Origin of the sequence: Rothia sp. HMSC069C01 (genome assembly GCF_001814655.1) — a bacterium.
Lineage (GTDB): Bacteria > Actinomycetota > Actinomycetes > Actinomycetales > Micrococcaceae > Rothia > Rothia dentocariosa.
This window is the reverse complement of the sequence record NZ_KV817383.1, coordinates 44,600-70,602: the sequence shown is the minus strand read 5'-3', so window position 1 is coordinate 70,602 and position 26,003 is coordinate 44,600. Positions and strand designations below refer to the sequence as shown.

At 54.6% G+C, this 26,003-nt stretch carries 23 protein-coding genes; 16 read left to right on the top strand and 7 right to left on the bottom strand.

Features of this window, described 5'->3' with window-relative positions:
- The coding region (locus tag HMPREF2981_RS03315) for a hypothetical protein (RefSeq protein ID WP_070660797.1) at positions 1-676 on the bottom strand (676 nt) is incomplete at its 3' end.
- Positions 677-1,018: 342 nt separating this feature from the next.
- Here HMPREF2981_RS03315 and HMPREF2981_RS03310 point away from each other — a divergent pair.
- From HMPREF2981_RS03310 to HMPREF2981_RS03300, 3 genes are all read left to right on the top strand, one after another.
- A complete protein-coding gene (locus HMPREF2981_RS03310; RefSeq protein ID WP_070618507.1) occupies positions 1,019-1,450 on the top strand; it encodes a MarR family winged helix-turn-helix transcriptional regulator in 432 nt (143 codons plus the stop codon).
- A 35-nt stretch (positions 1,451-1,485) separates the two neighbouring features.
- Positions 1,486-1,839, top strand: coding sequence for a hypothetical protein (locus HMPREF2981_RS03305; RefSeq protein WP_070660796.1), 354 nt, complete (start codon positions 1,486-1,488; stop codon positions 1,837-1,839).
- A 256-nt stretch (positions 1,840-2,095) separates the two neighbouring features.
- Positions 2,096-2,836: an SDR family NAD(P)-dependent oxidoreductase gene (locus HMPREF2981_RS03300; RefSeq protein WP_070618513.1), complete on the top strand. Its 741-nt coding sequence runs from the start codon at positions 2,096-2,098 to the stop codon at positions 2,834-2,836.
- 231 nt (positions 2,837-3,067) lie between these two features.
- Here HMPREF2981_RS03300 and HMPREF2981_RS03295 read toward each other — a convergent pair whose 3' ends face one another.
- Positions 3,068-3,355, bottom strand: a complete 288-nt coding sequence (locus HMPREF2981_RS03295; RefSeq protein ID WP_070660793.1) for a winged helix-turn-helix transcriptional regulator — start codon at positions 3,353-3,355, stop codon at positions 3,068-3,070.
- 128 nt (positions 3,356-3,483) lie between these two features.
- Here HMPREF2981_RS03295 and HMPREF2981_RS03290 point away from each other — a divergent pair, with 128 nt between their 5' ends.
- From HMPREF2981_RS03290 to HMPREF2981_RS03275, 4 genes are all read left to right on the top strand, one after another.
- Entirely contained in the window at positions 3,484-4,122 is a 639-nt protein-coding gene (locus HMPREF2981_RS03290; RefSeq protein WP_070660791.1) for a nitroreductase family protein, read from the top strand.
- A gap of 176 nt (positions 4,123-4,298) precedes the next feature.
- Positions 4,299-5,003, top strand: a complete 705-nt coding sequence (locus tag HMPREF2981_RS03285; protein ID WP_004005210.1) for an aspartate/glutamate racemase family protein — start codon at positions 4,299-4,301, stop codon at positions 5,001-5,003.
- Positions 5,004-5,039: 36 nt separating this feature from the next.
- Complete coding sequence (locus HMPREF2981_RS03280) at positions 5,040-5,510, top strand: methyltransferase family protein (protein ID WP_004005209.1); 471 nt, start codon at positions 5,040-5,042, stop codon at positions 5,508-5,510.
- 154 nt (positions 5,511-5,664) lie between these two features.
- Positions 5,665-6,507: an alpha/beta fold hydrolase gene (locus tag HMPREF2981_RS03275; RefSeq protein WP_037231111.1), complete on the top strand. Its 843-nt coding sequence runs from the start codon at positions 5,665-5,667 to the stop codon at positions 6,505-6,507.
- Between the two features lie 214 nt (positions 6,508-6,721).
- Here the strand turns inward: HMPREF2981_RS03275 and HMPREF2981_RS03270 are convergent, their stop codons facing one another.
- From HMPREF2981_RS03270 to HMPREF2981_RS03260, 3 genes are all read right to left on the bottom strand, one after another.
- A complete protein-coding gene (locus HMPREF2981_RS03270; protein WP_004005206.1) occupies positions 6,722-8,554 on the bottom strand; it encodes a glycoside hydrolase family 13 protein in 1,833 nt (610 codons plus the stop codon).
- Between the two features lie 149 nt (positions 8,555-8,703).
- The gene (locus HMPREF2981_RS03265) at positions 8,704-10,512 is read right to left on the bottom strand and encodes a glycoside hydrolase family 13 protein (RefSeq protein WP_004005205.1); all 1,809 of its coding nucleotides are present in this window, start codon (positions 10,510-10,512) and stop codon (positions 8,704-8,706) included.
- Positions 10,513-10,596: 84 nt separating this feature from the next.
- Complete coding sequence (locus tag HMPREF2981_RS03260; protein WP_004005204.1) at positions 10,597-11,490, bottom strand: endonuclease/exonuclease/phosphatase family protein; 894 nt, start codon at positions 11,488-11,490, stop codon at positions 10,597-10,599.
- A 356-nt stretch (positions 11,491-11,846) separates the two neighbouring features.
- Between HMPREF2981_RS03260 and HMPREF2981_RS03255 the strand changes: the two genes are divergently transcribed.
- The 5 genes from HMPREF2981_RS03255 to HMPREF2981_RS10570 all read left to right on the top strand — a co-directional run bounded on the left by HMPREF2981_RS03255 (position 11,847) and on the right by HMPREF2981_RS10570 (position 19,237).
- Entirely contained in the window at positions 11,847-13,490 is a 1,644-nt protein-coding gene (locus HMPREF2981_RS03255) for an alpha-glucoside-specific PTS transporter subunit IIBC (protein WP_004005202.1), read from the top strand.
- Positions 13,491-13,585: 95 nt separating this feature from the next.
- A complete protein-coding gene (locus tag HMPREF2981_RS03250; protein ID WP_004005201.1) occupies positions 13,586-14,485 on the top strand; it encodes a MurR/RpiR family transcriptional regulator in 900 nt (299 codons plus the stop codon).
- 3 nt (positions 14,486-14,488) lie between these two features.
- Positions 14,489-14,944 (top strand): hypothetical protein, encoded by a 456-nt coding sequence (locus HMPREF2981_RS03245; RefSeq protein WP_004005199.1) that lies wholly within the window; start codon positions 14,489-14,491, stop codon positions 14,942-14,944.
- 143 nt (positions 14,945-15,087) lie between these two features.
- On the top strand, positions 15,088-18,915 hold the full coding sequence (locus HMPREF2981_RS03240) for a DEAD/DEAH box helicase (protein ID WP_004005197.1): 3,828 nt from the start codon (positions 15,088-15,090) through the stop codon (positions 18,913-18,915).
- Positions 18,916-18,961: 46 nt separating this feature from the next.
- Positions 18,962-19,237 carry a hypothetical protein gene (locus HMPREF2981_RS10570; protein ID WP_004005196.1) on the top strand — a complete coding sequence of 92 codons (276 nt, stop codon included), beginning with the start codon at positions 18,962-18,964 and terminating at the stop codon, positions 19,235-19,237.
- Between the two features lie 36 nt (positions 19,238-19,273).
- On the opposite strand, the gene HMPREF2981_RS03235 is transcribed toward HMPREF2981_RS10570, so the two are convergent.
- Both HMPREF2981_RS03235 and HMPREF2981_RS03230 read right to left on the bottom strand, forming a co-directional pair.
- Positions 19,274-19,480 (bottom strand): FmdB family zinc ribbon protein, encoded by a 207-nt coding sequence (locus HMPREF2981_RS03235; RefSeq protein ID WP_004005195.1) that lies wholly within the window; start codon positions 19,478-19,480, stop codon positions 19,274-19,276.
- 151 nt (positions 19,481-19,631) lie between these two features.
- On the bottom strand, positions 19,632-20,315 hold the full coding sequence (locus HMPREF2981_RS03230; protein WP_004005194.1) for a 5-formyltetrahydrofolate cyclo-ligase: 684 nt from the start codon (positions 20,313-20,315) through the stop codon (positions 19,632-19,634).
- Positions 20,316-20,502: 187 nt separating this feature from the next.
- On the opposite strand from HMPREF2981_RS03230, the gene galU reads away from it, so the two are divergent.
- From galU to HMPREF2981_RS03210, 4 genes are all read left to right on the top strand, one after another.
- Positions 20,503-21,408, top strand: coding sequence for a UTP--glucose-1-phosphate uridylyltransferase GalU (gene galU, locus HMPREF2981_RS03225; protein ID WP_004005193.1), 906 nt, complete (start codon positions 20,503-20,505; stop codon positions 21,406-21,408).
- Positions 21,409-21,690: 282 nt separating this feature from the next.
- Positions 21,691-23,988 carry a hypothetical protein gene (locus tag HMPREF2981_RS03220; protein ID WP_004005192.1) on the top strand — a complete coding sequence of 766 codons (2,298 nt, stop codon included), beginning with the start codon at positions 21,691-21,693 and terminating at the stop codon, positions 23,986-23,988.
- A gap of 487 nt (positions 23,989-24,475) precedes the next feature.
- Positions 24,476-24,946: a DedA family protein gene (locus HMPREF2981_RS03215; protein ID WP_004005191.1), complete on the top strand. Its 471-nt coding sequence runs from the start codon at positions 24,476-24,478 to the stop codon at positions 24,944-24,946.
- A gap of 64 nt (positions 24,947-25,010) precedes the next feature.
- Entirely contained in the window at positions 25,011-26,000 is a 990-nt protein-coding gene (locus HMPREF2981_RS03210) for a LysR substrate-binding domain-containing protein (protein ID WP_070660790.1), read from the top strand.
- Positions 26,001-26,003 lie beyond the last annotated feature (3 nt).

Sequence of the window (26,003 nt, the reverse complement as noted above, 5' to 3'; positions counted from 1 at the left end):
GCTGCCAAGGAATTTCTACAATCGGATCTTCATGGTGCTTCTTCAGGGTTTTTAAATCATCCGTTTCGTATATTGCATTCTTGAAACCAGATAAAGTATTATCTGGCATTGGGTGTTTATCAGTATCCATATTTTTATTATGAGAGGATAGTTTTTTCTTTTTCCAGTTATATATACTCACTACAATAATCGTGAAGATACTCATGATCGCTTCAAGAACGCAGGCACCTAGCATCCACTGTAATGGTCGGATATCGACATTTGAAGCCGTCACCTCTATAACGAACGATGTATAAAAAGCAGCAAGGGGCGCAATGATGAGCAGACTATAGATGTTTGTCCCCAAAACCCATGCGGTTTTGGTTCCCCGAATCATCTTTATACATGCCACAGTTTGCAGCAGAATATATACGATAAAGGGCGAAAAAAGGATGAGCGTAAGAAGAAGTACTCGAAAATCAACATAACCAGAACCATTGGGAAGGGCGGAAATCATCACGCCCTGGAGAAGCGTGGTTTCGAGCATTAGCCTAATAATCTGCACAGTTATAAAGATAGAAAGAAACAAGTTCCGATTCCCAGCTGAATCTGCCTCAGATTCTTTCTTTATCTCATGAGCATCTTGAGCTTGGATCGTTCCATGCTCAGGTTTTAGAAGGTCTTTATTAGTAGTCATGGCTTCACCCTAAGCTTATAGCCTGGGTATTCAGTGGAAGCTCCCTGAATATTCTCAAAAAACATTTTTGAATTTATTTAATGCTAAAAAGGAATTTTATTTAAATAGAAAAATATTTCTAAGGATTTTTGAAGGTTATTCATTAGTGGCATCTAAGTATTAGTAAATCGGGAGTAAAGATCTTCTTCGGGAACGGGGTAGTCGCCTCCGCCCCAAACTTCTACCCCCATTATGCATATTCGTCCTCTATGGTGTTCTGTCTCAATGAGTCCTCGCATCAGTAATTGACAACCAGTTGTCATTATTCGTAAACTGGTTGTCAAAATTGCTGCTGGAGGAAAAATGGATGCTTCATTACTGAGTGAACTCGTGGTGCAGATCTTCCGTGTGAACGGAACACTCACCGCATGGGGAGACCGGTTCGCCGCCGAAAGTGGTCTCACGACTGCGCGCTGGCAAGTATTAGGTGCAATCTCGATGGTGAAAGAACCGAGTACTTCTCCTCAAATCGCCGAACGTATGGGAATAACCCGGCAGGGTGTGCAAAAGCAGCTCAACCTCCTGCGGGACGAAGGGTTGGTTATGTCCGTCGAAAATCCCGCGCATAAACGTTCCCCGTGGTATTCCTTGACCGAACACGGCGAGCAGAAATTAGCGGAAATCCGAAAACGTTGGCGCCAACAGGTCGAACAATGGAGTGGGTCATATCAGCATGAATCTGTTATTGCCGCTCTTGAAGTTCTCGATGTTTTATCTGAACAATTTAATGAATAAAACAAATACAAAAAGCTACCGACGGAGGTTTAGATATGAATCCCGTTTTGCTAACTATAAATACTATTTCTGCGCTCATAACGATCGCCAGTGCGGTATTGGCAATGTATCGCCCAGGGCTTATGGTTCACGCTTCTTCCGTTGACGCTAATACTCGTTTCTACGTATACATGTATGCTGTGCGCGCCATACCGGTCGGATTAGCCGTTCTTATTGCACCCTTCTATTTTCGAGGCGGTGCCGTCGCCCTGCTTCTTGCGACTTTTGCGGTCATACAGGCGGGCGATGCCTTCATCGGTTGGACACGCAAAGAATGGGGCATGGTGTTCTTTCCCTCGCTCAGTGCGGCAGTACACACGGTCGTCGCGCTTTCGGTTCCGGGCGTATAGAGGTAGCTCTCAATAAAGGGAAGGATTGCCCGCAGGATATGTGCCTCCGTGTGCACCGGCTCAGCCAGCGGTACTGGGACGCGGAGCTGTGTATCACAGAGAAAACCTGCTTCGGATGTACGCTGACCACTCGGTTCTTCTAAGCAAAACTCTAGGTAATTCTGCGCTGGAACTGTAGTGTTAAAAAGAGCGTTGTATTCCCAAGTACTTCGTGGATTTAGTCATCGAGTAAACATAAAGAACGAGGAGGAAACCCATGAAACGCTTTGAAAACAAGACCATTCTGGTTACTGGCGCGAGCAGCGGTATTGGTTTGGCGGGCGCAAAACGCCTGATCGAAGAGGGCGCGCACGTTATCTTTACGGGTCGTACCGAAAGTCATGTGCAGGCTGCAGCAGCCGAGCTGGGCGATCATGCTACCGCCGTTCTGGATGATGTTTCGGATGGCAACACTCTGGAGCGCATCATGCCTGTGGTGGAGCGTGCCGGTGCGTTGGATGGTGTGTGGCTCAACGCCGCATACGCAGCCGGAGGTCCTTTGGAAGAGATGGACCAGGCGACTCTCGATCAGATATTTAAGGTGAATGTGGTGGCACCGATGATCCAAATGGGCGCGCTTTCTCCGTATGTGAAAGACGGCGGGTCGGTGTTGGTGACGTCTTCGACGGCGGCTTATGAGGGAGCGCCTATAGTCTCTGCCTATGCCGCAACAAAAGCTGCTATTCTGGCGGCGGCGCGCGGGTGGGCCTCCGAGCTTGCACCGCGCAATATTCGGGTGAATAGCCTGGTTCCCGGGCCGATTACGAGCAACCTGAGGTCGGTTCTTCCCGATGAGATGCGCGCCCAATTCGAGGAACGGCTTGCCGAAGCCGTGCTCCTCAAACGTGTGGGCGATGCGCGTGAAGCCGCCGCAGTGGCGCTATTCCTGCTCTCTGATGAGGCCAGCTATGTGACGGGTAGCTCGTATACAGTAGATGGCGGTCTGATCATGCAGTAGCGCTCTGCTGTTCGGCGGTGCGTGAATACGCGCATAGCTGTTTAGCCCCCAGGTAAGCGCTAAAAAGTGCCTTTATGTGAATAAAACATTTTCTAACGCATTATTCACATAAAGGCATTTTTTGATCGAAAAGTGTGACGAAGATTTTTAGCTATATGAATATCTACATTTTTACTCAGTTATGCGTGATGTACAAGGTTTCACAATACCTTGATGCCTAGAATCGTATTCCTATCCCCAATCACACATGAGTTGTAGCACCGGTAGAAATGTTTGCCCTTCCGCGCTTAGTGTGTATTCCACTCTTGGCGGTACTTCCGCATATACAGTGCGTTCGATGAGCCCATCTTCTTCGAGCTGACGGAGCTGCTCAGTCAGCACTTTTGAACTGATCCCTTCAAGTAGCAGAAGCAGATCGCGGGTGCGTTTTGCCCCACCGCTCAGATGGTAGAGAATGATGCATTTATATTTGCCTCCCACCAGATTCATTGCCATCTCTATTGCAGAAATTTTTTTCATTAAAAACCTAACGTAAATACTTAAAACTTACCTAAAAGTATGTATAGAACCTATAAGTAAGTTATGTTTTAATGCATTTTTGTACATTATACTGAATTTTGTAATAACCCGAAGAGAAAATGTTACCCATGACTTTGCAAGACCTTATACGTGACCGTCGCTCTACTCGATATTTTGACCCGGCCTGCCTGATAAGCCACGAGGAAATATACCGTCTTATTGATCTTGCTAACCAGGCTCCCAGCAGTAATAATTCGCAGCCGTGGCGGGTTGTGATCGTAACCGAGCAGCATTTACGCGAAAAGCTGTTGCCTATTGCGTATAACCAGCAGCAGATTATGACTGCATCGGCCGTGTTGATTCTGCTGGGTGATCGGCAAGCATACTATGCGGATAATTTGAGTCGAATACATCATGAAGAATATATTGCTGGATGCTTCTCCCAAGAAATCTGTGAGGCTCTGACCCAAGCCGCTATTGAATTTTATGAGCCGCGTAGCGAGCAGGAAATACAGAAATTTTTAGGTTTAGACTGCGGGCTCTGGGCGATGACTTTTATGTTGGCGGCGCAGGAAGCCGGGTGGAATACGGTACCTATGACGGGATATCAGCGTGCAGAATTGCGTGAGATGCTGCGCCTGCCAAGCCGATATCTTGACATTATGATGATTGCTGTAGGCTCCGGAACACGAGAAGGACATCGCACTTTACGGCATGAGGCGGAGCGCATAACGGTGTGGAATGCTCCTTCCTCAGAGCAACCTTAAGATCTCCGATTTGCCGCCCCGTATATGGTGGGATGCCGCTTTTCTATTCATAAGTGTCTTGCACATTCTATATGCATTTTGAATGCAAAACCTTCTCTGTAGACGGGGTTACGGAGCTCACCCTACAATGAGGGGAAGTACCCGCCAGAAGACAAGAAATAAAAGGAGCGTGCACCGTGAAAACCCTAGGCATTATCGGCGGCATGAGCCCTGAGAGCACCGCCCTGTATTACCGAATCATTAACCGTGAAGTCAACCGCCGCCTCGGAGGCAACCACAGCGCCGACATTGTGATGCACAGTGTAGATTTTGAGGAAGTCGTGCGTCTGCAAAAAAGCGGTGACTGGGAAGCCGCCGGGGCTCTACTGGCGGCAAGCGCCACAAAACTTGAGGGTGCGGGTGCGCAGCTGCTGCTGGTGGCCACGAACACCATGCACAAGGTTGCCCCCGCGATAGAGCGCGCCACCACCGTACCGCTACTGCACGTAGTTGACGCCACCGCCACCGCCATCCAAAGGCAGGGGCTGCAGAGGGTGGGGCTGCTGGGCACAACCTTCACCATGAGCGACGGGTTCTACACCAAGCGCATGGCGGCGCAAGGAATCCAGACGATCGTACCAACCGAACCGGAACAGGCAGAGACTAGCCGCATCATCTTTGAGCAGCTGTGCCTGGGGCGTGTGGAGCCTGAAGCCGTGCAGTATCTTCAGCAGGTCATTACAGGGCTGAAGGAGCAGGGCGCTCAAGGCGTGATTCTGGGGTGCACCGAACTCTGCCTGGCAGTGGATGAAGACAAGACCCCGCTGCCGGTCTTTGACAGCACCACCATTCACGCGCTCGCGGCAGTAGAGGCAGTGTTAGCGCCGCCGCTTACCGCATAAACCCCGCTTCTTGACCGAAATAAATAACTGTTCCCCATGAAAAGACTAGCTGCAGCCCTTGAACATAAAGTTCCGCCGCCACTTATAGGGGCACTGTGCGCCTCACTGATGTGGCTCATCTGCGGGATGCCGCCGCTGACAGGCAGACCACCGCTGCTGCTGGTTCCCGCCCTTGCACTGGTTGTACTCGGCCTAACGGTAGACGCGGCGGGGGTGCTGTCATTCAGACGTGCCCGCACCACAGTGAACCCGTTCGCCCCCGAACGCACCGTAAACATTGTCTCCTCCGGAATATATCGTTTAAGCCGCAACCCCATGTACTTGGGTATGGCCTGTATCCTTACCGGGTGGGCGGTGTGGCTGTGGCAGGTGCAGGCTGTGCTCGGGGTGGTGCTTTTCGTCGCCTGGATAACGCGTTTCCAGATTATTCCCGAAGAGCGGATTCTCACCCAGAAGTTCGGTACAGAATACCGGCATTACCGCCAGCAGGTACGGCGCTGGGTATAACCCAACACCTACCAAAAACTGTGTATGGCTGGCTATGCGGACATACATCCTGCCCAACCGAAACCCTGAATGGTTCAGGGAGTCACTATCGTATGTGTGCCTTTTACAGGATAGACTTAATAGCGGTGGGCTCTCATGAAAGACGGTGATATGCATGAATCGTATCTCAACCCATTTTCTCGATCTTGAGGGCATTAAAACCGCGTACTACAGTACGGAGGGTGAAGGCACGCCTATCGTGCTCCTTCATGGTGGCGGGGTGGATCACGCCATGCTCTCCTGGAAAACGATCATGCAGACCTGGACCGGATCTCAGCCTTTAGTTGCTCTGGATCTGCCAGGGTACGGCAACAGCGATAAACCCGAATTAGAGTACTCGCTGAGTTTCTACACGGGCTTCCTCAAAGCCTTCCTTGATACTTTGAACGCTCAAAATGTTACCTTGTGTGGCCTTTCAATGGGCGGCGCCATTGCTTTGCAATATGCGCTGCGGTATCCGAACTATATTGGCAAGCTGGTGCTGGTGGCACCTTGGGGTGTGTCCGCTTCACCGTATTCACTCATGGGACGGTTGCTGGTGCGTTTGCCGCTCAATCAGGCGGCATATAAAACCTTGCAGAACAGGTGGCTGGCAAAGAATATTATTGCCGGGTCACTGATTGGAAATCGCGAGAAAATTACCCCCGAAATTCTGGATGAGGTGCAAACTGCCGCCCATTCGAAAGATGCGGCACGAGTTTTTCAATCATTTCAGATCAGTGAGCTGTGGGGAGAACCTCCGGTCGGGCACCTAATACCGCTTCTGCCACAGATCAAGGTGCCAACCCTATTTATTCAAGGGGATAAGGACCCCGGCGTCAAAGTCGGTGATGTGAAGCAGGCAGCCGCTTCTATGCCGAATACACGGGTCGAAATTTTTGAGCATCATAAGCATTGGGTTCAGAAAGAGAGCCCCGAACGGTTTGTGGATATAGTGCGCGACTTCGTCGAATCGTAACTCTTGTCATACTGAACGAACAGCATAAAAATAAACCCCGAGAAGCGCTTTGAGAACAATACTTTCCGGTAATCGGCGGGAACAGCAGTCTCGGCTGGACACGCGCAAAACGTCTTTGAACTCTGAATAATGCAGCTTTGGGCGTATTACAAGGCCCTAGAGGGTAGGTAATACGCCCAAAGATGCGTTATTCGAGTTGGGAACAGAGGATAACCTACTTCACGATACGGTAGACTTTCGCTTCGTAGGGGCGTAGGGTGGTGCCCGCATCGGTCGGTGCGCCGGTGTCATCCTGGTAGTTGGAGTGCACCAGTTCGACGGATGCCCCGGCTGCACGCGCATCATCCAGCAGAGAGAAGGTGCGCTCCACCGAATCAGACGTGAAGTTAGAAACCACAAGCAGGGACTGGTTCGCGTCGGTGCCGTCCGGGCCGCCGGTACGGGTGTAGGCGTACACCGCCTCATCCTCGGAGTGCGGAACCTCAACCGAATCTACGGGCGCGAACGAACCATATACCATCAAATCTTTGAGCTCACCGCGGCGCAGCTTCGCCAATTCCTGATAGTGGTAGAACACCGAATCCTGATCGTCCAGGGCAGCCTGCGCATTAATCTGTGGGTAGTTCGGGTTCACCTTCAGCCACGGCTCGACTCCCGCGTTCGTGAACCCGCCGTTCGCCGAGTCGTCCCATTGCATTGGAGTGCGGGCGTTATCACGACCCTTAATGTAGATAGCGCGCATCGCATCCTCGTGGCTGAGTCGCTGATGATCCACGTGCATGTCCTCGTAGAAACGAATCGAATCGCCGTCGCGGTAGTCGTCGATCGACTCGAACCGCACATTGGTCATCCCAAGTTCCTCACCCTGATAAATATAGGGGGTTCCCTGCATAAAATGTAGGGTGGTTGCCAACTGCTTCGCTGAAAGCACCCGAAATTCGGGGGAATCGTTGCCGAACCGTGAGACCACGCGCGGCTGATCGTGGTTATTCCAGTACAGCGAACCCCACGCCTTGCCCTCAAGTTTCGTCTGCCACTCGTTCAGAATGCGCTTAAGCTCGGTCAGCTTGTACGGCGCATACGACCACTTGCCGCCCAGCGAACCTTCGGGGTCGTTATCGACGCCCATGTGGTCGAAGTGGAAGAGCATCTGCAGTTCGCCCGCATCGTAGCCCGCCCACAGCTTCGCGTCCTCGGGGCTGGTCGCGCTCGTTTCGCCCACGGTCATCACATCGTACTTCGAGAACGCCTCACGGTTGAGCTCTTTCATCCACGGATGCACCATCGTGCCGTTCGCAATCACAAACGGGATCGACGACGTATGCTTCTCAAAATCGGTGGAAGGATCATCCGGGAAGCCTTCGGGCTTAGAAATAATGTTGATGGCGTCCAGCCGGAAACCATCCACGCCCTTATCGAGCCACCAGCGCACCATCGCATACAGGTCTTCGCGCACCTTCGGGTTCGCCCAGTTCAGATCGGGCTGTTCCTTGAAGAAAATGTGCAGGTAGAACTGTTGCGTGGCTTCATCCCACTCCCAAGCGGAGCCACCGAATTCGGAAGCCCAGTTATTCGGAGGAATCGGGGCGCCATTCTCGTCAAACCCGTTGGGGTCTTTCCAAATGTAGTAGTCGCGGTACGGGTTATCCTTTGAGGAACGAGACTGCACAAACCACGGATGCTTATCCGAAGTATGGTTCGCCACCAAATCCATCAGAATTTTAATGCCGTGCTCATGTGCGGTCGCCAGCAACTCATCGAAATCTTCCATTGTTCCGAAATCGCTCATAATGTCGAAGTAGTCGGAAATATCGTAGCCGTTATCCACATTCGGCGAATCAAACACAGGGGAGAGCCAGATAACGTTAATGCCCAGTTTCGCCAGGTACGGGATTTTTTCGGTAATACCGGGCAGGTCACCGATACCGTCGCCATTGGAGTCGTTGAAGGAACGCGGGTACACCTGGTAGACCACCGCTTCCTTCCACCACTGCCGCCCGGCGTAGGAAGGAACCGCACGCTCTTCAGTCGTGGTTTCACTGCTCATCAGAAGCCTTTCTTTAAGGATTGCGTCGTTCGGCTCAGCGGGAAGACCCGTAAGCCGCATCGCCGCAGGTATATCTGTAAAAATTCTCAGTCAGGATGCGCCAGCGCTCCATCCGCCGCGCACTCTACGCCCTACCGGTACAGAACGCCCTACCGGTACAGATACACTTTTGCCTCGTAGGGGCGCAGAGTGGTGCCTTCGTCCGTGAACTCGCCGTGCTCATTCCGGTAGTTTGAGCTGATCAGTTCGGGTGCTTCTGCCATAGCCGCAAGCTCCTCAAGTTTCAGCACGCCCGGGTTCTTGAGCGCCAAAGAAGCGAGCTGACCGTCTGCATAGGGTAAAGACAGTGTTTCTTGGGTGAAATTAGCAACCACCAGCAGGGCGCGCTCGCCGGATGCGGCGGCAGCATCTTCGGCAGAGTTCACACGCAGGTAGGCGTACACCTGCTCATCCTCGGGGTTGAGCACACGGTATTCGCCGGTGAGCACGATGGGGTGCTCTTTGCGCAGATGAATGAGATCGCTGTAGTGATAGAAAATAGAATCATCGTTCGCCAATTCTTCGGCGGCGTTAATGTCGGTGTACCGCGGGTTCACCTTCAGCCACGGGGTGCCGGTCGTAAAGCCCGCATTGTCGCTCGCATCCCACTGCATGGGGGTTCGCGCATTATCCCGACCCGAAGCACTGATGTACCGCAGCATATCCTCGGGGCTAACCCGCTGGGACTCCACCACGTATTTACGCCAAGAATCATGGATTTCAAGGTCGTTATAGTCATCTACCGAGTCGAAGAAAACATTGGTCATACCCAGCTCTTCACCCTGATAGATGTACGGCGTTCCCTGCATCATGTGCAGAACCGTGCCGAGCATCTTACCGCTGACCTCACGGAACTCGGGGGAGTCATTGCCGAAACGTGAAACCGTGCGCGGCTGGTCGTGGTTATTCCAGTACAGCGAATTCCATCCGCGACCATGCAGCCCCGTCTGCCAGTGGCTGAGAACCTTCTTCAAATCCACCAGGTTAAAACGAGTATCCGACCATTTGCCGGTAGTGCCGCCTGCGCTGGCATCCACATCCATATGCTCGAACTGGAACACCATCTGCAGTTCGTGGCGGTCAAAACCTGTGTACAGGGCGGCATCTTCCACGCTCACGCAGGGAGTCTCACCCACGGTCATCACCGGGTACTTGCTGAGTACCTCGCGGTTCATCTCGCGCAGGAACTCGTGCACACGCGGACCGTTCGCGGCCACCGCCAGAGAATTATCTAGCCCTCCTGCGGTGACGGCGGGGTCATCCGGGAAGGAAAGATCCTTAGAAATCAGGTTGATAACATCCATGCGGAAACCGTCGACGCCCTTATCAAGCCAGAACCGCATAATGTCGTAGACCTCTTCACGTACTTTCGGGTTTTCCCAGTTGAGGTCGGGCTGCTTCACCGAAAAATAGTGCAGATAGAACTGCTGAGTGCCCTCGTCCCATTCCCAGACCGATGGTGAGAAACAGGAAATCCAGTTATTCGGCGGAATCGGGGTGCCGTCTTCAGAAAACCCGGCAGGGTCACGCCATACATAGTAGTCGCGGTACGGGTTATCCTTCGCAGAACGTGCCTGACGGAACCATTCGTGCTCATCCGAAGTGTGGTTCACCACCAAATCCATCATGAGCTTGATGCCGTGCTCATGTGCGGTCGCCAGCAGCTCATCGAAGTCAGCCATTGTGCCGAACTCGGTCATAATCGCCCGGTAATCCGAAATATCGTAGCCATTATCGTCATTCGGCGAAGCATAGATCGGGGAAAGCCAGATAACATCTATACCCAGCTTCGCCAGATACGGAATTTTTTCGGTGATACCGGGCAGATCGCCGATGCCGTCACCATTGGAGTCGTTGAAGGAACGCGGGTAAATCTGGTACACAACGGGCTGTTGCCACCACTGAATTTCAGTTTTCATGAGCTGTCCTTCCACGGAATACATATCAATTTAAAATCTGAAGGCGGAAACGCGCTAAGCTACGGCACCCCTAGGATCGCCGCACTATCCGGGCTGTACCTGCGACGGCAGCGGCACGGGGTGCATCCTGGCAGTGGGCTCGAAACTCGACTCGTTAAGCTCCACCAGCACGCCACTGTGATCGGAAATCGCCTTAGGAGAATTATCGCGAAATACCACCGCATGCGAAAGTACCTTCACCGCGCGGTCGGCAAACACGAAGTCAATGCGCTTGGCTTCCTCCTGCCCTTCCCACCCGGCAATACCGCGATGCACGGTGAACTCACCATCGGTACGGTCGGCAATCTCACGAGTATCCACCAGGCCGGAAGAAAGCACAAGATCGTACCCTTCGCCACGCACCTGCGCCGCCGTGTTGAAATCGCCGCCCATCAGAACGGGCGCATCCTGACCGCGCTCGGTGAGGGCCTGCGAAAGCCGTGCAAACTCATGTGCGAAAAGCGGTTCGCCCTGAAAATCCCACCACGACATATGGGTGCTTGCACACCATACGGAACCCGCATCAGTACCAACCCGAACCGCGAGAGAAGACCTGCGCTCAACCCGATCGTAGTCATACTGCGGGCTCATCACAATAGGCTCGATGCGCTCGATAGGCATACGAGAAAGTACAGCTACGCATTCGTCATACCGTTCCCATCCAATATGGGTTTCGGTTAGCGCCCATTCGTACTGAACCCCTAAATCAGCCAGGAACCGCACGAGCAGAAGTGCGTAATTATCCTCGCGGATAGGAATACCGGCCCCGCCTTGGTACCCCAGTGGCGTATCCACAATAGGGGAGTGCAGGTACTGATTCACCTCCTGCAACGCAATAACATCAACCCGATGGTGGGCAATGAAACGGGCAAGCTCGTGAATTTTAACGATCTGGTGAGGCTCGCACCAGCTGTGAGTGTTAAGAGTAAGAAAACGCATCGTCTCTAGAAATATAAAGGTGAGGGGACAACACGCGGTTCTCGCCCTCTGCACTTCGTGAAAATGTCGGTGGAAAACTACTTTTATATGCTAACCATTTGCATGGTCAATAACGCAGCAAAATACTCACCGGAAACACCAATACTTTTACCCGGTACTGGGACATGTTTCGGGTTCTGAAAAACTATGCCAAAAAACCCGATCAAGGAGGTTTTAGTCCGTAAAAGATGACATGATATTGCTATTAAATAAAACATTGCACCACACGCGCGGGCGCATCGCGCGGTAATTCCTGGCCAACACACGGCAGACACCTAGGCGCCCGCTCACTCTCAACCAGAAAGGGCGTCAGCCTTATGATGGAAAAAATTCAGAGGTTCGGGTCCGCCATGTTGGCGCCCGTGCTTCTTTTCGCCTTCGCTGGCCTAGCGGTCGGTATCGGCACCGTTGCCACCCTCCCAAATATTGTTGGCGATCTCGCGAACGAAGATACCTTCTGGTACCAAGCGTGGACTGTTTGGCTTGACGGCGCATGGACCGTTTTCCGGCAAATAGAGCTCCTTTTCGTGCTGGGTCTGCCGATTGCGCTCGCAAAGACCGCAAACGCTCGTGCCGTCCTCGAAGCCGGAATGGTCTATCTGACCTTCAACTATTTGGTGGCCGGTATGCTGAATTTCTGGGGCCAAGGCGGTTCGGGATTCTTCCAGCTGGATTACAACACCTCTATTTCGCTAGATAACTCGGATTCTTACGGTACCGGCCTGAAAATTATCGCCGGTATTAAGACGATCGATACCGGTATTTTCGGCGCTATCATCATTTCCGCGATCGTGGTGTGGGTCCATAACCGATACTTCGATAAGAAGCTGCCCGACTTCCTCGGTATTTTCCAGGGCACCCAGTTCGTCTACGCGATCTGCTTCTTCCTGATGATGCCCATCGCCTTTATCTTCGCGTGGCTGTGGCCTTACGCTCAGCATGGTATCGCAAGCATGCAGGGCTTCTTCATCGCCTCCGGCGCGTTAGGCGTGTGGATCTACACTTTCTTGGAGCGCATCCTGATTCCAACCGGCCTGCACCACTTCATCTACTCGCCGTTCATGTTCGGTAACGCTGTGACCCCGAACGGTATCGTGAAGGATTGGCCGACCCACATCAGCGAATTTGCCAAGAGCGACAAGCCTCTGCGCGAGCTCTTCCCCGGCGGCGGTTTCGCACTGCACGGTAACTCGAAGATCTTCGCGCCCCTCGGTATCTCTGCCGCCTTCTACACCACGGCACGCCGTGAGAAGCGTAAAGAAGTTCTCGCCCTGCTGATCCCGGTGACCCTCACCGCAATGTTGATCGGTATTACCGAGCCGCTGGAGTTTACCTTCCTGTTCGTGGCACCCCCGCTGTTCGCTGTTCACGCGGTGCTGGCGGCTTCGATGGCGTCGATCATGTACATGCTTGGCCTCTCAGGCAACATGGGCGGTGGCTTGCTTGATAACTTCCTCTTCCTCAACTGGGTTCCGCTGTGGCAGAACCACTGGCCCACCTACCTTATGCAGATCGGCGTGGGTCTGTCCTTCACCGTCATCTACTTCCTGCTCTTCCGATTCCTCATTCTGAAGTTCGATTTCAAGACCCCGGGTCGCGAGGCTGAGGGTGGCGAAACGAAGCTGTACTCGAAAGCCGAATACAAGGCCGCGAAGGCAGCCGAGAAGAAGGGTGCCGCATCCGCAGATGACGCTGGCGATGCAGATCTGTATGCCCCGCGAGCGGCAGGATTCCTCGAACTGCTTGGCGGTGCCGATAACATCACCACGGTGAACAACTGTGCTACTCGTCTGCGTGTCTCGGTGGCGGATGAATCCCTGGTTGATACTTCGGATGCTGCCTTCAAGGATGCCGGAGCCCTCGGTATTGTGCGCAAGGGCAAGGCATTCCAGGTGATTGTGGGTATGGACGTTCCGCAGGTTCGCGAGCGTTTTGAAACCATGGTGAACACCAAAGAGTAAGGTTATATTCACCTTCTAGGGAAACCTACCGAGCTCCTGAATCGAAGACGTTGTAATATTTATGTATTGCGCGTTTTCGATTCAGGAGCTTTTGAGTGGATTTACAAGATGTGGTGAACGCGAACCAACACAGGTTCAGCGATACCGAACGCGATATTTTGGCGTTCATGCTTGAAAACGAAGAATTTGTTGCGGAGGCGACTATCAACTCCCTCGCGCACAAGACCTATACTTCAACCAGCTCCATTATTAGGCTCACCAAGAAGCTCAATTTTTCGGGTTTTGCCGAGCTGAAATACTTCATTAAATCTTCCTTGACGAAATCGGAACCCTATAACCCGCGTTTTATCGAAAGCGGCCGCGAAGATATTTTGCGCACCTACGATTACCTGGAACATATGGAGCTTTCCGGGCTTTTGAGGAAACTTCATACGGCGCGCACAATCTACTGTTTCGGAACCGGGTACGCGCAACGAAACGCGGTACAAGAATTTGCTAAGTCTATGCAGGTCTGCGGCAAATTCTGCCATGTAATTCCTGCACGCAATGAATTTGAAAGCACCATGAGCGCTATGAATCAGGACGATGTCGTGATTCTTGTCTCCTTCTCAGGACAGACTGAAAATATGCGCGAACACGTCAAAATGCTGGCACTGCGGAAAATCCCCATGATCGCAATTACCGCTATTGGCGTGAACTTTATGTCCTCCTACGCCGAGTACTCACTGCACTACCAAACCACCCCCACCCAGTTGAGTACTCAGCGCAAGCCTTACCACTCGTTCGTGGCGCTCTCAGTGCTTTTGGACTATATTGTGCGCCGGTATATAGACCATGTTGAAACCCAACAGCGCGGCAACTCCACCAAAACAGCGCAGGTTCTTGAAAGTTCTGAATTTAGCGCCGAAACCGGGGCACTCGACGTCGCCGATATACGTGCCCAAGCTGGTGCAGTAGCTATTGATCGGCAGCACACAGACCCATCGGAGACCTAGCCCGTGATCGCAATCCTCGAACTTATCAATAATCCGCAGAAAATGCGCCGATACCTTTTCTGGTATCTCATTATCATGCCCCTGGCGCTCTTTGCGTGGATTCTGTTGGGCGCCGCCAACTCCGGCTTGGATTTCAAAGCTGCGATCAATATTCCGTTTTATGCTGTAGCATTTTTGAACGGGTGCCTGTCGATTCTATTCGCGGGACTACTCAAATTTGCTGCGAGCGAGAATGAACACACCGAACGCATGATTGCCTTCTACACCCTGGTGATGCTGGTGTTTGCAGGGAACCTGCCCGGTGCCCTGCTTGCGTTCTTCCTTTGGTGGGCACTGCGCGAGGCTCCTGAGGAACCCTTCGCCCCCAATTATCGATGGGTTTTTATCGCCTCGATGATTTTCCTCGGGCTGGTAACCCTTCTCGTACTTTTCGCAAATATACGCCTCTGGTCGGCATGATAACGGTACGTGAGGAACGCCCGTTCCCCGACCTGATCCGTGGAAAAGCACATCGGATACACGGGAATTAGCTAGAGCCTCCGTATGATGTTATGTAAGATTATCCCCACACTCACCACGAATCATCCAAGGACGAGCACACTGTGAACGAAACCCCGGATACACTGGAGAACACCGCTGCTAAGGAACCCCGCAGCGCCGAATTCCAGCCGGAATACCTGGATCCCAGCTCTCCCGCCTTCGACCCCTCGGGGGGTCTTGAACGCTGGGCGCAGCAGATGGACGTGTATACCGGGCCGGATGCGATGCTCGACTTCAACCAAGTCGATTACGTACACATCAATCTCAGTGACGCTAACCCTTCCGGGCTTGCGCAGCTGTTGGCCGGACGCAAAACACGTCTTTCCACCCTGATTCGCGATAAGTCCCTGCTGGGACACGAGATGCGTGCCGCGCGTACCCTGCGCACCAAAATTTATGAGCTCTCGACCGGACACGGGCTCGATGCCGGGTATTTTGTGGCGGGCACCGCATCATGGTTATCGCATGCGATGCGCGATGATGCCAAAGCCTCTGAAAAACGGTTTATCGCGCCAATTCTGATGGCGCCGCTGAACCTGACACCGCATCCGACAAGCGATGATTTTGAGCTGCAGCTAGCTGGTTCTGCACGCCTGAACCCCGCTATGGTGCGCCAAATCAAACAGGAATATGAGATCGACCTGGGCACTATGGATGTTGCGCAGCTCGCCAACTCAATGTCACGCCTGGACCCTGAACCCGTGATCGAGCGGATGCGTGCCTCCGCCGGGCGTATTCCAGGGATGACCATAGAATCAAAGTATTTTATCTCAACCTTTGCAGATCTGAAGGAAAGCATGGGGGAGCTGCCGCACACTGCGCATACCCCGCTCGTGCGCGATCTTGCGGCGCTCAAAGTTCCCGGTGCGCAGCCGCGCGAGATGAACGCGCACAACCTGCAGCAGCCCCTCAACCAGCGCGATCCCGCCCAAGAAACACTGCTGTTCGACGCAGACCCCGTGGCGCAGAATATTATTGATACCGCCGCCAGCGGATTTTCGATGACTGTGACAGCCGCACCCGGAACAGAACCGTTACGCACCGCCGTAAATATCGCCTCAACCCTGATGGGGCGCGGAAAGTCGGTTCTGGTCGTGGGAGAAAAACGTTCGACCCTCGCATCCTTCAGCGAGCTTCTGGGACGCACCGGGCTTAACGATCTGCGCTACGATCTGCTGGCAGAACACACTGCCGAAGATCAGCGAACCGAGTTTATTCGCGCTATCGTGCGTAACGAAAATACCGCAGAGCCTAATTCCACAAATCTTAATCGTGAGCTGATCGAAACCCGCACGGCGCTCACAGATCACACGCACGCACTGACGGCGCGCGACCCGCTGTGGCATATTTCTATCAGTGAAGCCTTGCAGCGAGTGGCCGAACTCGCCTCTGAGGAGAGCGCGCCGCAGACCCAGGTGCGTTTTAGCCGTCAGCTACTTGATACCCTGCAAGACCGCGAAGCCATTACCGCCGATATTGTGCGTTTTGCGGAACTGAACGGGTTCACACGCGCAACCCGCACTTCGCCCTGGCATCGTGCCCGTCTGCTTAACGAAGACGAGGCGGCGGACGCCTACGCCCTCGTCATTACCCTGCGTTCCTCGCTTCTTTCCCTGCGCGAGGCGATGAACGCCATGAACGCGAGCCTGCATCTGCGCCGGGCACGTACTATAGCCGATTGGGATGCGCAGCTTGCTATTCTGATTCGCATTCGGGAAACTCTCAAACGCTTCCGGGCAGAGGTGTACGACCGTCCGGTGACCGACCTGATTGCGGCTACCGCATCCGGCTCATGGCGACGGGAAAACCGTATCGACATGAGCAGTATGCAGCGTTCGCGCCTGCGTCGAGCGGCAAAAGAGTATATTTTGCCGGGAGTGCATATTGGCGATCTGCATGAACATCTCAAAGTTGTGCAGACCGAGCGCGCCGAGTGGATTCGGCTTCTTGATTCGCCCAGCACCCCGAAGATTCCCGAGAACCTGGATGCTTTGGCGAACGCCCTGCACTCGCTGGGCTCAGAGCTTTCGGGGCTTGAGATCATACTCCCTGATACCGCCGAAGGCGTCGACTTTGTGCATACGGATCTTGACCAGCTCGAAGCCCGCCTGGATGCTCTGCTCAACGACCGCGAAGTGCTCATGAGCTTACCCGAACGTGACGTACTCTTAGGGCGGCTCACGAATGCGGGTCTGAGCGATTTTCTGGACGAGCTGGGTGAGCGTGAGGCAAGCGCATCCGAGGTGACATCGGAACTCGAACTTGCGTGGTGGCAATCCGCACTTGAAGAGCTTCTGGAGCAGCACGCCGAAAAAATTCTTGACGGCGACGAGCTGCGCGATATTGAGGCTCGGTTCCGCCGCGCGGACTACGCCCATATGTCGAGCGCCCAGGCGCGTTTGTTGGCGCATACGGCACGGTTGTGGACGGAACGTATCGAAGAATTCCACGAGCAGGCTTCGTATCTGAAGAGTCAGCTGCGCGGCCGTGAGTTTGATCTCGAGTCGCTTCTGGTGAATGCCCCGGTCATGGCGCGTACTTTGCTGCCGCTGTGGACTGCCAGTCCGTTTTCGCTGGCGCGCCGGGTTCCCATGTCGATGCGTTTTGATGCGGTTATCCTGCTGGATGCTGAGTCCACCCCGCTGGCGGCTAACCTTCCAGCGATTACGCGCGCGGATCAGGTAATTGCCGTGGGCGACCCTCATGCCGGGTTCCCTGCGCCGTTTATTGTTTCGGCGCCAACTTCGGGTGCACCAGCATCGGATTCTCACCGGTTGGAGAGCACTTTTGGGGCGCTTTCACGTCTGCTTCCGAACCGCACGCTCTCGCTCGTGCATCGTCCCTTTGACCGCGTGCTTTTCGACTACCTGAATCGGGAATTCTATGGGTCTCATTTGCGCGAAATTCCGGTGAACCCGGCATCCCGCAAGCCCGTGAGCACGCTGAGTATTGAGTATATTGATACGCGCGGGAAAGTGAGCGATAACGCGAACCTGGAATCCCCGAGCGTTGAAGTGGACCGTGTAACCCGTTTGGTGCTTGAGCACGCCTACCGCCGCCCCGAACGTTCTTTGGCGGTGGTGACGGCGAGCCCGAAGCATGCCCAGCGGATTGCCGGGGCGGTGCGCCAAGCCTTGAATACGTACCCGCAGCTTGCCGAGTTTTTCAAGCCCGGTACCGAGTCTTTCCGGGTGGTGGATGTAAACCGTGCGGGGTCGCTGGAACGCGATACCGTCATTTTCTCGCTGGGTGTGGGGCGTGCCCGGCTGGGGCAGAGCTCCCATAATCTGGGGTTGCTATCGGGCCCGCACGGTCGTGAAGGCTTCGTAGTGGGACTCACTCGCGCACGGCGCGCTACGCATATTGTCAGCTGCGTGAGCCCAGCCGATATGAATGCGCAGAAACTCCACGAGGGTGCGCTGGATCTGTACCGGTTGATGCTCGCATATGAGGAGAACCAGCAGCAGATTGCGGCACAGACTCCACGCGAGGACGTTCTTGCGTCTAACGCCTGGCTAGAGACTGAGGACGAGCCAACCGATCCGGTAACTCAGGACTGGCTGCTTAACGATGCGGTAGCACGCCTGCGCGAACGCGGCGTTCGGGTGCGACCCGGCGAAGACGAGATCGCCTTTATCGCGCTGGCACCGCAACAGCTCATTCATACCGAATCTGAACAGGAGAGCGCACAGCAGATGCCGCTCATGGTGGGTTCGGATGTGCTGTTTGATTACACGACCGAGAGCGTGCGTGAGCATACTCGCCTGGTTCCTGAAAGGCTGAGCCGCACGGGCTGGAACTACGTAACCCTTAACACCTTGGAGGTTTTCGCCGATCCAGAGGCAGTGGTGGCGCGCATCCTACGGTATTTGGGCGTATATGCAGATTAGAAGCTTCTGCACCCTCCCAGCAGCGCAGAGTTGAAAGGACGACTCTATGGGCGAGTATTCTCCAACACCGAAACCGCGTAGAGGCCATCGCCGCGCCAGCGGGGGAGGCGCATTAGCAGGGGACGAGCCGCGCATCGCGGGCGTGAACGCACCGCTTCACGCACATACGCCAACGCCTGCACGCAAAGAGACCTCCGGGAAGTCAGCCGCGAATCGAGGAAACCTACGGCATGCCCGCGGCTCGACGCAGGAGCATTTGACCCCCGAAGAACGCGCCCGCCTAGAGTGGATGCGCGAACAAAAACCCCCGCACTGGGGCTAGTGCCGCAGTACAGGGAGGGAACGATTCTTCGTGTGACTACTCTGCTTGAGATGAGCTTGAGCTGGAACCTTTATCGGTGCTGTAGAACCCGGATCCTTTGAAGACGACGCCCACGGTGTTGAAGCGTTTGCGAAGTGTGTCTTCACCGCATTGCGGGCAGGTGCGCAGGGCGTCCTCGCTGAACGACTGGCGTTTCTCGAAAGCGTGCCCACAGTTTTTGCACTGGTAAACGTAGACCGGCATGGTTCTCCTGAATGACAGATCCTAGGGCAGCCGCGAGCGCGGCGGCTGCCGTGTGTTGCGTATAGAGTGTACCGCGAACCTCACCCGGTTTCGACTTGGGTGGCGTGCCGCGCGGGGCTTAGCGCAGGCAGAATGTTCTTAAGTTCTCGGTCTAGAGCGCGGAATCGCCGAGGGGCTCTATACCGTTCTCGGTCAGCACGCGGGGGAGCACGGCATCCCATTCATCGTAGGGAATGCTTTCGAGCACTTCGTGGGAAAACACCACGCCTACGGTGCTCTCACGCAGTTTATCTGCCGAAAGGGTAGGGATGATGCGGTCATAGTAGCCTCCGCCCTGCCCTAGACGGCGGCCGTTGCGTGCATAGGCGAGCGCCGGAACTAGCCGCAGGTCGGCGGCAACAAAAGCCTGGGTGTCATACTCTTCGCCTTCGGGTTCGGCAATGCCCAAGCCGTTGAGCGGATGCTCCACGTGTGGGTCCCAGATAACCCAGGCGAGGGTGCGTGCCGGGCGTACTACGGGCACCAGGATGCGGTGCCCGCGCGCGTGCAGGTCGTGAAGCGCCGCGGTGATAGGCGGTTCAGAGGTGGTGGGCAGGTACGCCGCGATAGTTTGCGCCTGCGCGTCCTTGGGGATCAGCGAAAGAATATGGTCGCGGTATTGCTGTTTCATCTGCTCGTGTTCCGCCGCTGTGCGGGCGTTTTTGGCGATCAGGCGTTGCGGGCGAATTTGGGAGCGCAGTATCTGCTTGTCGAGGGCGGTATCTTCGGGAGTTTTGCCGTGGGGTGCATCGTTGCTCTTGTGCGGGGTGGATAAGGTGCTGGGCTCGGGTTTCATGGTTCTCCTGGGTGAGTGCTTTCACCATTGCGATAACGTTGTGCGGCGAGTGCGATGCTCAGCGATATCTTATAGCGCCTAACCTGCAAAGGTACAGCGGGGTATTTTTAAATTCTTGCACGAAGGTACGTGTCAAATTGTAGTATTACAGGCTGTGAAAGAGGGTGCATGAGTTATGCTTATTGGTATGACTAAAGTATCTAAGTCTGTCACTAAGGCTGTTATTCCGGCGGCTGGTCTGGGGACCAGGTTCTTGCCCGCAACGAAGGCGACTCCTAAGGAAATGCTTCCGGTCGTTGATCGCCCCGCAATTCAGTACGTGGTAGAAGAGGCAATCCGCGCCGGCCTGAACGATGTTCTTATGATTACCGGCCGTAACAAGCGTGCGCTTGAAGACCATTTTGACCGTGTTCCGGTCCTAGAAAGTCAGCTGGCCGAGCAGGGTAAAGACGCCCTTCTGAAAGCTGTTGAAGCAACGAATGAGTTGGGTGAACTGCACTATGTGCGTCAGGGCGACCCTAAAGGTCTGGGCCATGCAGTTTTGCGCGGCAAGGTACATGTGGGGGATGAGCCCTTCGCGGTTCTGCTGGGCGATGACCTGATCGACGAAAAAGAGGATTTGCTCTCGCAGATGGTCGAGGTTCAGCAGGCTACCGGCGGCTCCGTGATCGCGCTTATGGAGGTTCCCCGCGAGTCTATCTCAGCCTACGGTGCCGCTGCTATCGAGGCGGTTGAAGGCCAGGACGGCTACGTGAAGGTCACCGGTCTTGTTGAGAAGCCCGCCCCCGAGGAAGCACCCTCCAACTATGCGGTGATTGGTCGCTACGTGCTCAGCTCGAAGGTATTCGAGGTGCTGGAAAACACGGCTCCGGGCCGCGGCAACGAAATTCAGCTGACCGATGCACTGCAGACTTTGGCAGTCGGCACCGGCGAAGGTGAGGGCGTATACGGTGTGGTCTTCAAGGGGCGCCGCTTCGATACGGGGGATAAGCTCTCGTATCTGAAGGCAAACGTTATTCTTGCTTCCGAACGCGAAGATCTCGGCCCTGAACTTCGTGAATGGCTGAAAGAATTTGCCGATAAGAACTGCTAATCACTCTTTGCATAATCTCTAGTCCTATCAGGGGCGATAGTTCGGTTTTATGACCTGCTGTCGCCCCTGATTCATTTACGTAATGTTCGACTGTGTTCGATAGTATTTATACATGCACGGGAAATGTGCTGAGCGCATATTTTCTAGAAGAGCCCTGAATAATCCAGGTTTCTTTGGTATATTTTCGCACGGTATACGTAGATGAATGCGAACACTGTCCTGTACTAGGTAAGATGAAAAGTCCTAGGTTTTATAAATGTTAGCTTGAAGGGATAGATACACATGACGATTTTGAGCACGTCGGGTGTTCTCGTAGTTTTAGCGGTCGTCATGCTGTTGTGGTTTATACCGCGGAATATGCGTCGTGCATCCGCCGCAGACACCCCCGAACAGACGGTTGTAAACCCACATTCCATGACTGATGATGTTCTGACCTCGCATTCCATTCTTTTTTCTGAGGAGTCCGCAGTGCCCGGTTCTGACCCCAAGAAATCCAACACCGTGAGCGGAAACGTGCCCCCGCTCAGTGAAGAAGAGACGAGCGCCGCGCTCTCCGATCTGCGCGAAGCCTCGCCGGTCGAGCCTTTTACCAGCCCTGTGCCCGTTTTAGAACAGAAACCTTGGCTGCCGGAACGCCTGCATCGCTTAGGAACCCTGCGCCTGACCCTGCTCGGTATCGGCGCGTTGGTGGCACTTATTCTGATTTTCTCGCTGATTCTCTCCCTCATGGGGTGGCTGCCGTGGAGCGCCCCCACGGTTTCCTTCGTGGCGCTCGCGGGGATCGGTGGTGCCCTCTACTACTTGGGGCAGCCTAAGGATGGACACGAAGAACCTGATGCGGTGTATCCCGAAACCTCCGGGCATAATGCGCTGCCCATCGAGGATGAGGCTGCCGAAGATGAATTCGCGCAGGATGAGGCACACGAGTTAGACGCCGAGGAGTCTGAAGAAACTTCGCCGAGTCGTTCGTCCAAGGCCAGCAGGTGGGGTTCGCTGCGCTGGAACTCGGGGCGCGCATCCCGCAAATCTACGCTAGAGGAAGAGTCTTCAGAACAGAGTGTTCCCGCCGACCACCCACCACAGATCGGTGCCGATGAATTCGCACCAGAGCCTCACGAGCTGAGCGAAGAGTCGGTGCACGAGGAATACGTCGAATACGCTGAATCGTACTCAGCTGAGGACGCGCAGCAGCACTTTTCCGGTACTTCGCACGCCCGCAGGCTTCCGGCGCAGTTGCACCCTAAGTACCCTCCGCAGCATGCTCCTGAACCCGTTCTGTACGATGAGGAGCAGGGTGCAGGCCACGAAGCTTCATACGAGCAAGCTCCTTCCGAGCATGCGTTTTTAGCATCGGCAGAGGAGGCTCCCGCACAGGATGTTTTTGCGCAGCCGAAGAACCTGCACCGCGCGCCCGCACCCCAGCCCGAGGCGCAGCGGCACGAGACCCGTTTTGTCGGGTCTGCATCTGCTCAGGGGCAGACCCCGCGCCGTCCGGCACGCATTCCGGGAACGCATCTGCGTCCGCTGGAACGCACGAGTGAACTTTTCGATCAGGAAGTTCAGACCACTCCAACCGGGCAAATCCCGGTGACTCCCGCACCCGGAAATACTGTGGATGCTCCGCAACGCGAAGGTGCTGTGCCTAGGAACGGATTCTTGGAATCGGCTCCTGCGAATACAAACCAGACTCAGGGTCATTCCGCGCCCTCCGGTATGAGCAATACTTCTGCTCAGGATGCGGCGTTCGACCCCGGCATGCAGGATTGCGCGGATGACTCTGCACGTTCCGCACCGTATCGTGGTGCAGCGCATAATCCATACCTTGCGCAACCGCAGAATACCGCGCAAAATCCGTATGCTGCGCCAGCTCAGGGCTACGGTACGCACCAAGGGCAGCGTGTGGGGCAACATCAGGGTATGCAGCAAAACCAAAACACTGGCCAGAACCGGCAGGCGGCTCAGACAGGCTTAGGACAGCAGAGTCTCGGCGAGCAGCAGGGATACGGTCAGCGCAGCTTTGCACCGCAAAACCAGAAGCATCAGACCTCCACGGCTCAGCATGCGAGCGCTCAGAATTTCGGGCCTGGATTTGCGCCTTCGCGCTCTGTAGCAGAGGAGAAGAATCTTCCTCCTGCAGGGTTCACCCCGCAAGGAGCTATCCGCCCCATGAACCAGGAACCTCCGCGGTCGCAGCGTCCGATGGGAACCCCCACAGGCTCAGATGCGCAGAATTCACGCTTCCAGCAAGGACCGGCGACCGGTTCTGTTCCGGTAGGAGGCGGGTCTGGGTTTACGAATACGAGCCAATTCGATGTTCCGGTTCCGCTTGATCTCGACGATTCTGAGTTCGAGCCTCTCGATATTATTCCGGTCGTGGATGAACCCGGCGAGCGTTCGGGCTCCGCCTCGAACGCATCCGCGTCCTATAAGCGGGGGAATATGCCGGGGACGGGAGCATCTTTCACCGGGGTATCGCAGAAAACATGGACCCCCACGCAGCTTCCGAAGCCGCTGAGCTCTTTGCATCAGAAGAAGCCCAATGGAAGTGATGGTGGCCCAAAGAACGGCGAGCAGAAGTAACGGTTCGTTGGATCTCTAGGTTATTTCTGCACCAGAGTAAAAAGGCTCCCCAGATATATGGGGAGCCTTTTTACGTACCCTGGGAAAAGAATGAAGTGAGTAATTCAGTAAGGATGCTTGCATAGGGAAAGGAGGAGGTTCCAGATGGAACCTCCTCCTTCGCATCACACACAGGAAGAAAAGTCTTCAAAACCGTATCTAGGAGGCCTTCCCACAAGGCGTATCCTATTTGGTAATAAAAATATAACCTAATTTTGAGGTGTCTGCCAACTGCAAATCCTGGAAAAATAGCGACATTCTGTCAGTATATTTAGGGTTACCTAACCGAAAACCCTGTGTTTACGGGGATAGAGCCCAAATAATAGGGTGCAGAAAAAATTTAAATTTTTTTGATTGCGGGATCATGTGCACTACGTAGAACCTCAGAGCAACATATGTACACCCTCAGCTGATGAGTACCATACCCAAAACATGAGAGAATGAGGGGGTGAAAGAATGGTTTGCGGCTCTGCCTCTCGAACTTGCCGTCGTCATCATGTGGGGCATCGGTATTTTGCGCACCAGCATCGTCTACGCCCTGGGCTACCTTGCCGCCACGGGAAGCGCGCGCCTAGAACGCATCCGTAACGCCATGCAGACCCCGCTCTACACACGAGCCACCGCCATGATCAACCGGTGGGGAGCCTACGCCGTGCCGCTCTGCTTTCTGACGGTCGGATTGCAGACCGCCGTCATCATTACCACGGGGTTCACGAAAATGCCGATGCGCCGCTGGCTGCCCGGCATGCTTCTGGGCACCCTGATATGGGCGATTATCTACGTCACGATCGGGTTTACCCTCCTTGCCGCCTTCGGATTTGAGCCGTGGATGGTGCCGATCATCTTTGTCGCGCTTATTCTGATCAGCGTGACAGCCTCAAAGATTCGCACCTATATTGCTGATAAGCGGCAGTCTTAGCCCGTTTTAACCTATATTCCATGGGTACACCCCGCGTACCCGCCCGCTGTGCTAGCGTGGTGGCATGAGTGAAAACAGCACCAACGCACGGGCAGAAGAAAAAGCAAGAACCAACGAGCTTCCGCACCATATCGCAAATCTTCTCTACACTCCGCAGGCCCTACCCGCCCAGGTGCTTGAACGCTCTGAGCTGCGCATTGCCTATGTGCCGGGAATTATGCCCGGAAAATGGTTCACCCGCTGGCATGAGCGCTACGGCGACCGCGCGCCCCTAGCTGAAATTCCGGTGGGGGAGGGGTTGGGAATTCAGGCCCTTACCACAGAGCTTTCCACCTCCCAAAGTGCAGAACCGCTTGCACATATGGCGATTGTGCGCCCCAACCACGAACCGCGCAGCAGAGACACAGACGAGTACCACAGCATCAGGCTGTATGAGGAAATACCCGTGCTGATCATGCCCAGCGACCACGTGCTCACGGTGCTTGACGAGGTGAGTTTTGAAGACCTCGCCGAAGAATTTCTGCTTCACGGCCCCGACGATTACCCCGCCTGGGCTGAAGTCTCCAGCGCATGGCGAGCCGAAAACCCAAGAGTCCTGCCCAAATTTACCGGCGATCGTGAGGCTCTTGAGCTCGTTGCCGCAGGAATTGGTCTGTACATTGCACCCATGTCCGTGGCGCGATTCTACCATCGTAAAGACCTCACCTATCGCCCGATGCGCGGCCTTGAACCCTACCCGGTGACCCTCACCTGGAGGCGGGCACCGGTGGCGCATCCGCGCCCCGAAAGAGAAGAAACCCTGATCCAGGACTTTATCGGTATTGTGCGCGGGCGAACCGCATCCAGCGAGCGAGGAAGTGAGACGAAGCAGAGTCGGGCTAAGCGCATTGCTGATGAGAAAGCAAAGACGAAAGCGAAAAACCGTGCCGCCAATGCCCGCCGTGAGGCTCGTGATCGGAAGAAATCGAACGCCAAAAAGAGCGGAAACCTCCGAGACTATGCCCGTCACAACGCTCAAGCCGCCCGTGCGCGGCGTGCCGGAAAGAAACGCTAAGGC

What these genes read in the sequence shown, in the direction of transcription:
- HMPREF2981_RS03310 (WP_070618507.1), top strand. Translation starts at nt 1,019, where the DNA reads ATGGATGCTTCATTACTGAGTGAACTCGTGGTGCAGATCTTCCGTGTG.
- HMPREF2981_RS03305 (WP_070660796.1), top strand. Translation starts at nt 1,486, where the DNA reads ATGAATCCCGTTTTGCTAACTATAAATACTATTTCTGCGCTCATAACG.
- HMPREF2981_RS03300 (WP_070618513.1), top strand. Translation starts at nt 2,096, where the DNA reads ATGAAACGCTTTGAAAACAAGACCATTCTGGTTACTGGCGCGAGCAGC.
- HMPREF2981_RS03295 (WP_070660793.1), bottom strand. Translation starts at nt 3,355, where the DNA reads ATGAAAAAAATTTCTGCAATAGAGATGGCAATGAATCTGGTGGGAGGC.
- HMPREF2981_RS03290 (WP_070660791.1), top strand. Translation starts at nt 3,484, where the DNA reads ATGACTTTGCAAGACCTTATACGTGACCGTCGCTCTACTCGATATTTT.
- HMPREF2981_RS03280 (WP_004005209.1), top strand. Translation starts at nt 5,040, where the DNA reads ATGAAAAGACTAGCTGCAGCCCTTGAACATAAAGTTCCGCCGCCACTT.
- HMPREF2981_RS03275 (WP_037231111.1), top strand. Translation starts at nt 5,665, where the DNA reads ATGAATCGTATCTCAACCCATTTTCTCGATCTTGAGGGCATTAAAACC.
- HMPREF2981_RS03270 (WP_004005206.1), bottom strand. Translation starts at nt 8,554, where the DNA reads ATGAGCAGTGAAACCACGACTGAAGAGCGTGCGGTTCCTTCCTACGCC.
- HMPREF2981_RS03265 (WP_004005205.1), bottom strand. Translation starts at nt 10,512, where the DNA reads ATGAAAACTGAAATTCAGTGGTGGCAACAGCCCGTTGTGTACCAGATT.
- HMPREF2981_RS03260 (WP_004005204.1), bottom strand. Translation starts at nt 11,490, where the DNA reads ATGCGTTTTCTTACTCTTAACACTCACAGCTGGTGCGAGCCTCACCAG.
- HMPREF2981_RS03255 (WP_004005202.1), top strand. Translation starts at nt 11,847, where the DNA reads ATGATGGAAAAAATTCAGAGGTTCGGGTCCGCCATGTTGGCGCCCGTG.
- HMPREF2981_RS10570 (WP_004005196.1), top strand. Translation starts at nt 18,962, where the DNA reads ATGGGCGAGTATTCTCCAACACCGAAACCGCGTAGAGGCCATCGCCGC.
- HMPREF2981_RS03235 (WP_004005195.1), bottom strand. Translation starts at nt 19,480, where the DNA reads ATGCCGGTCTACGTTTACCAGTGCAAAAACTGTGGGCACGCTTTCGAG.
- HMPREF2981_RS03230 (WP_004005194.1), bottom strand. Translation starts at nt 20,315, where the DNA reads ATGAAACCCGAGCCCAGCACCTTATCCACCCCGCACAAGAGCAACGAT.
- galU (WP_004005193.1), top strand. Translation starts at nt 20,503, where the DNA reads ATGACTAAAGTATCTAAGTCTGTCACTAAGGCTGTTATTCCGGCGGCT.
- HMPREF2981_RS03220 (WP_004005192.1), top strand. Translation starts at nt 21,691, where the DNA reads ATGACGATTTTGAGCACGTCGGGTGTTCTCGTAGTTTTAGCGGTCGTC.
- HMPREF2981_RS03210 (WP_070660790.1), top strand. Translation starts at nt 25,011, where the DNA reads ATGAGTGAAAACAGCACCAACGCACGGGCAGAAGAAAAAGCAAGAACC.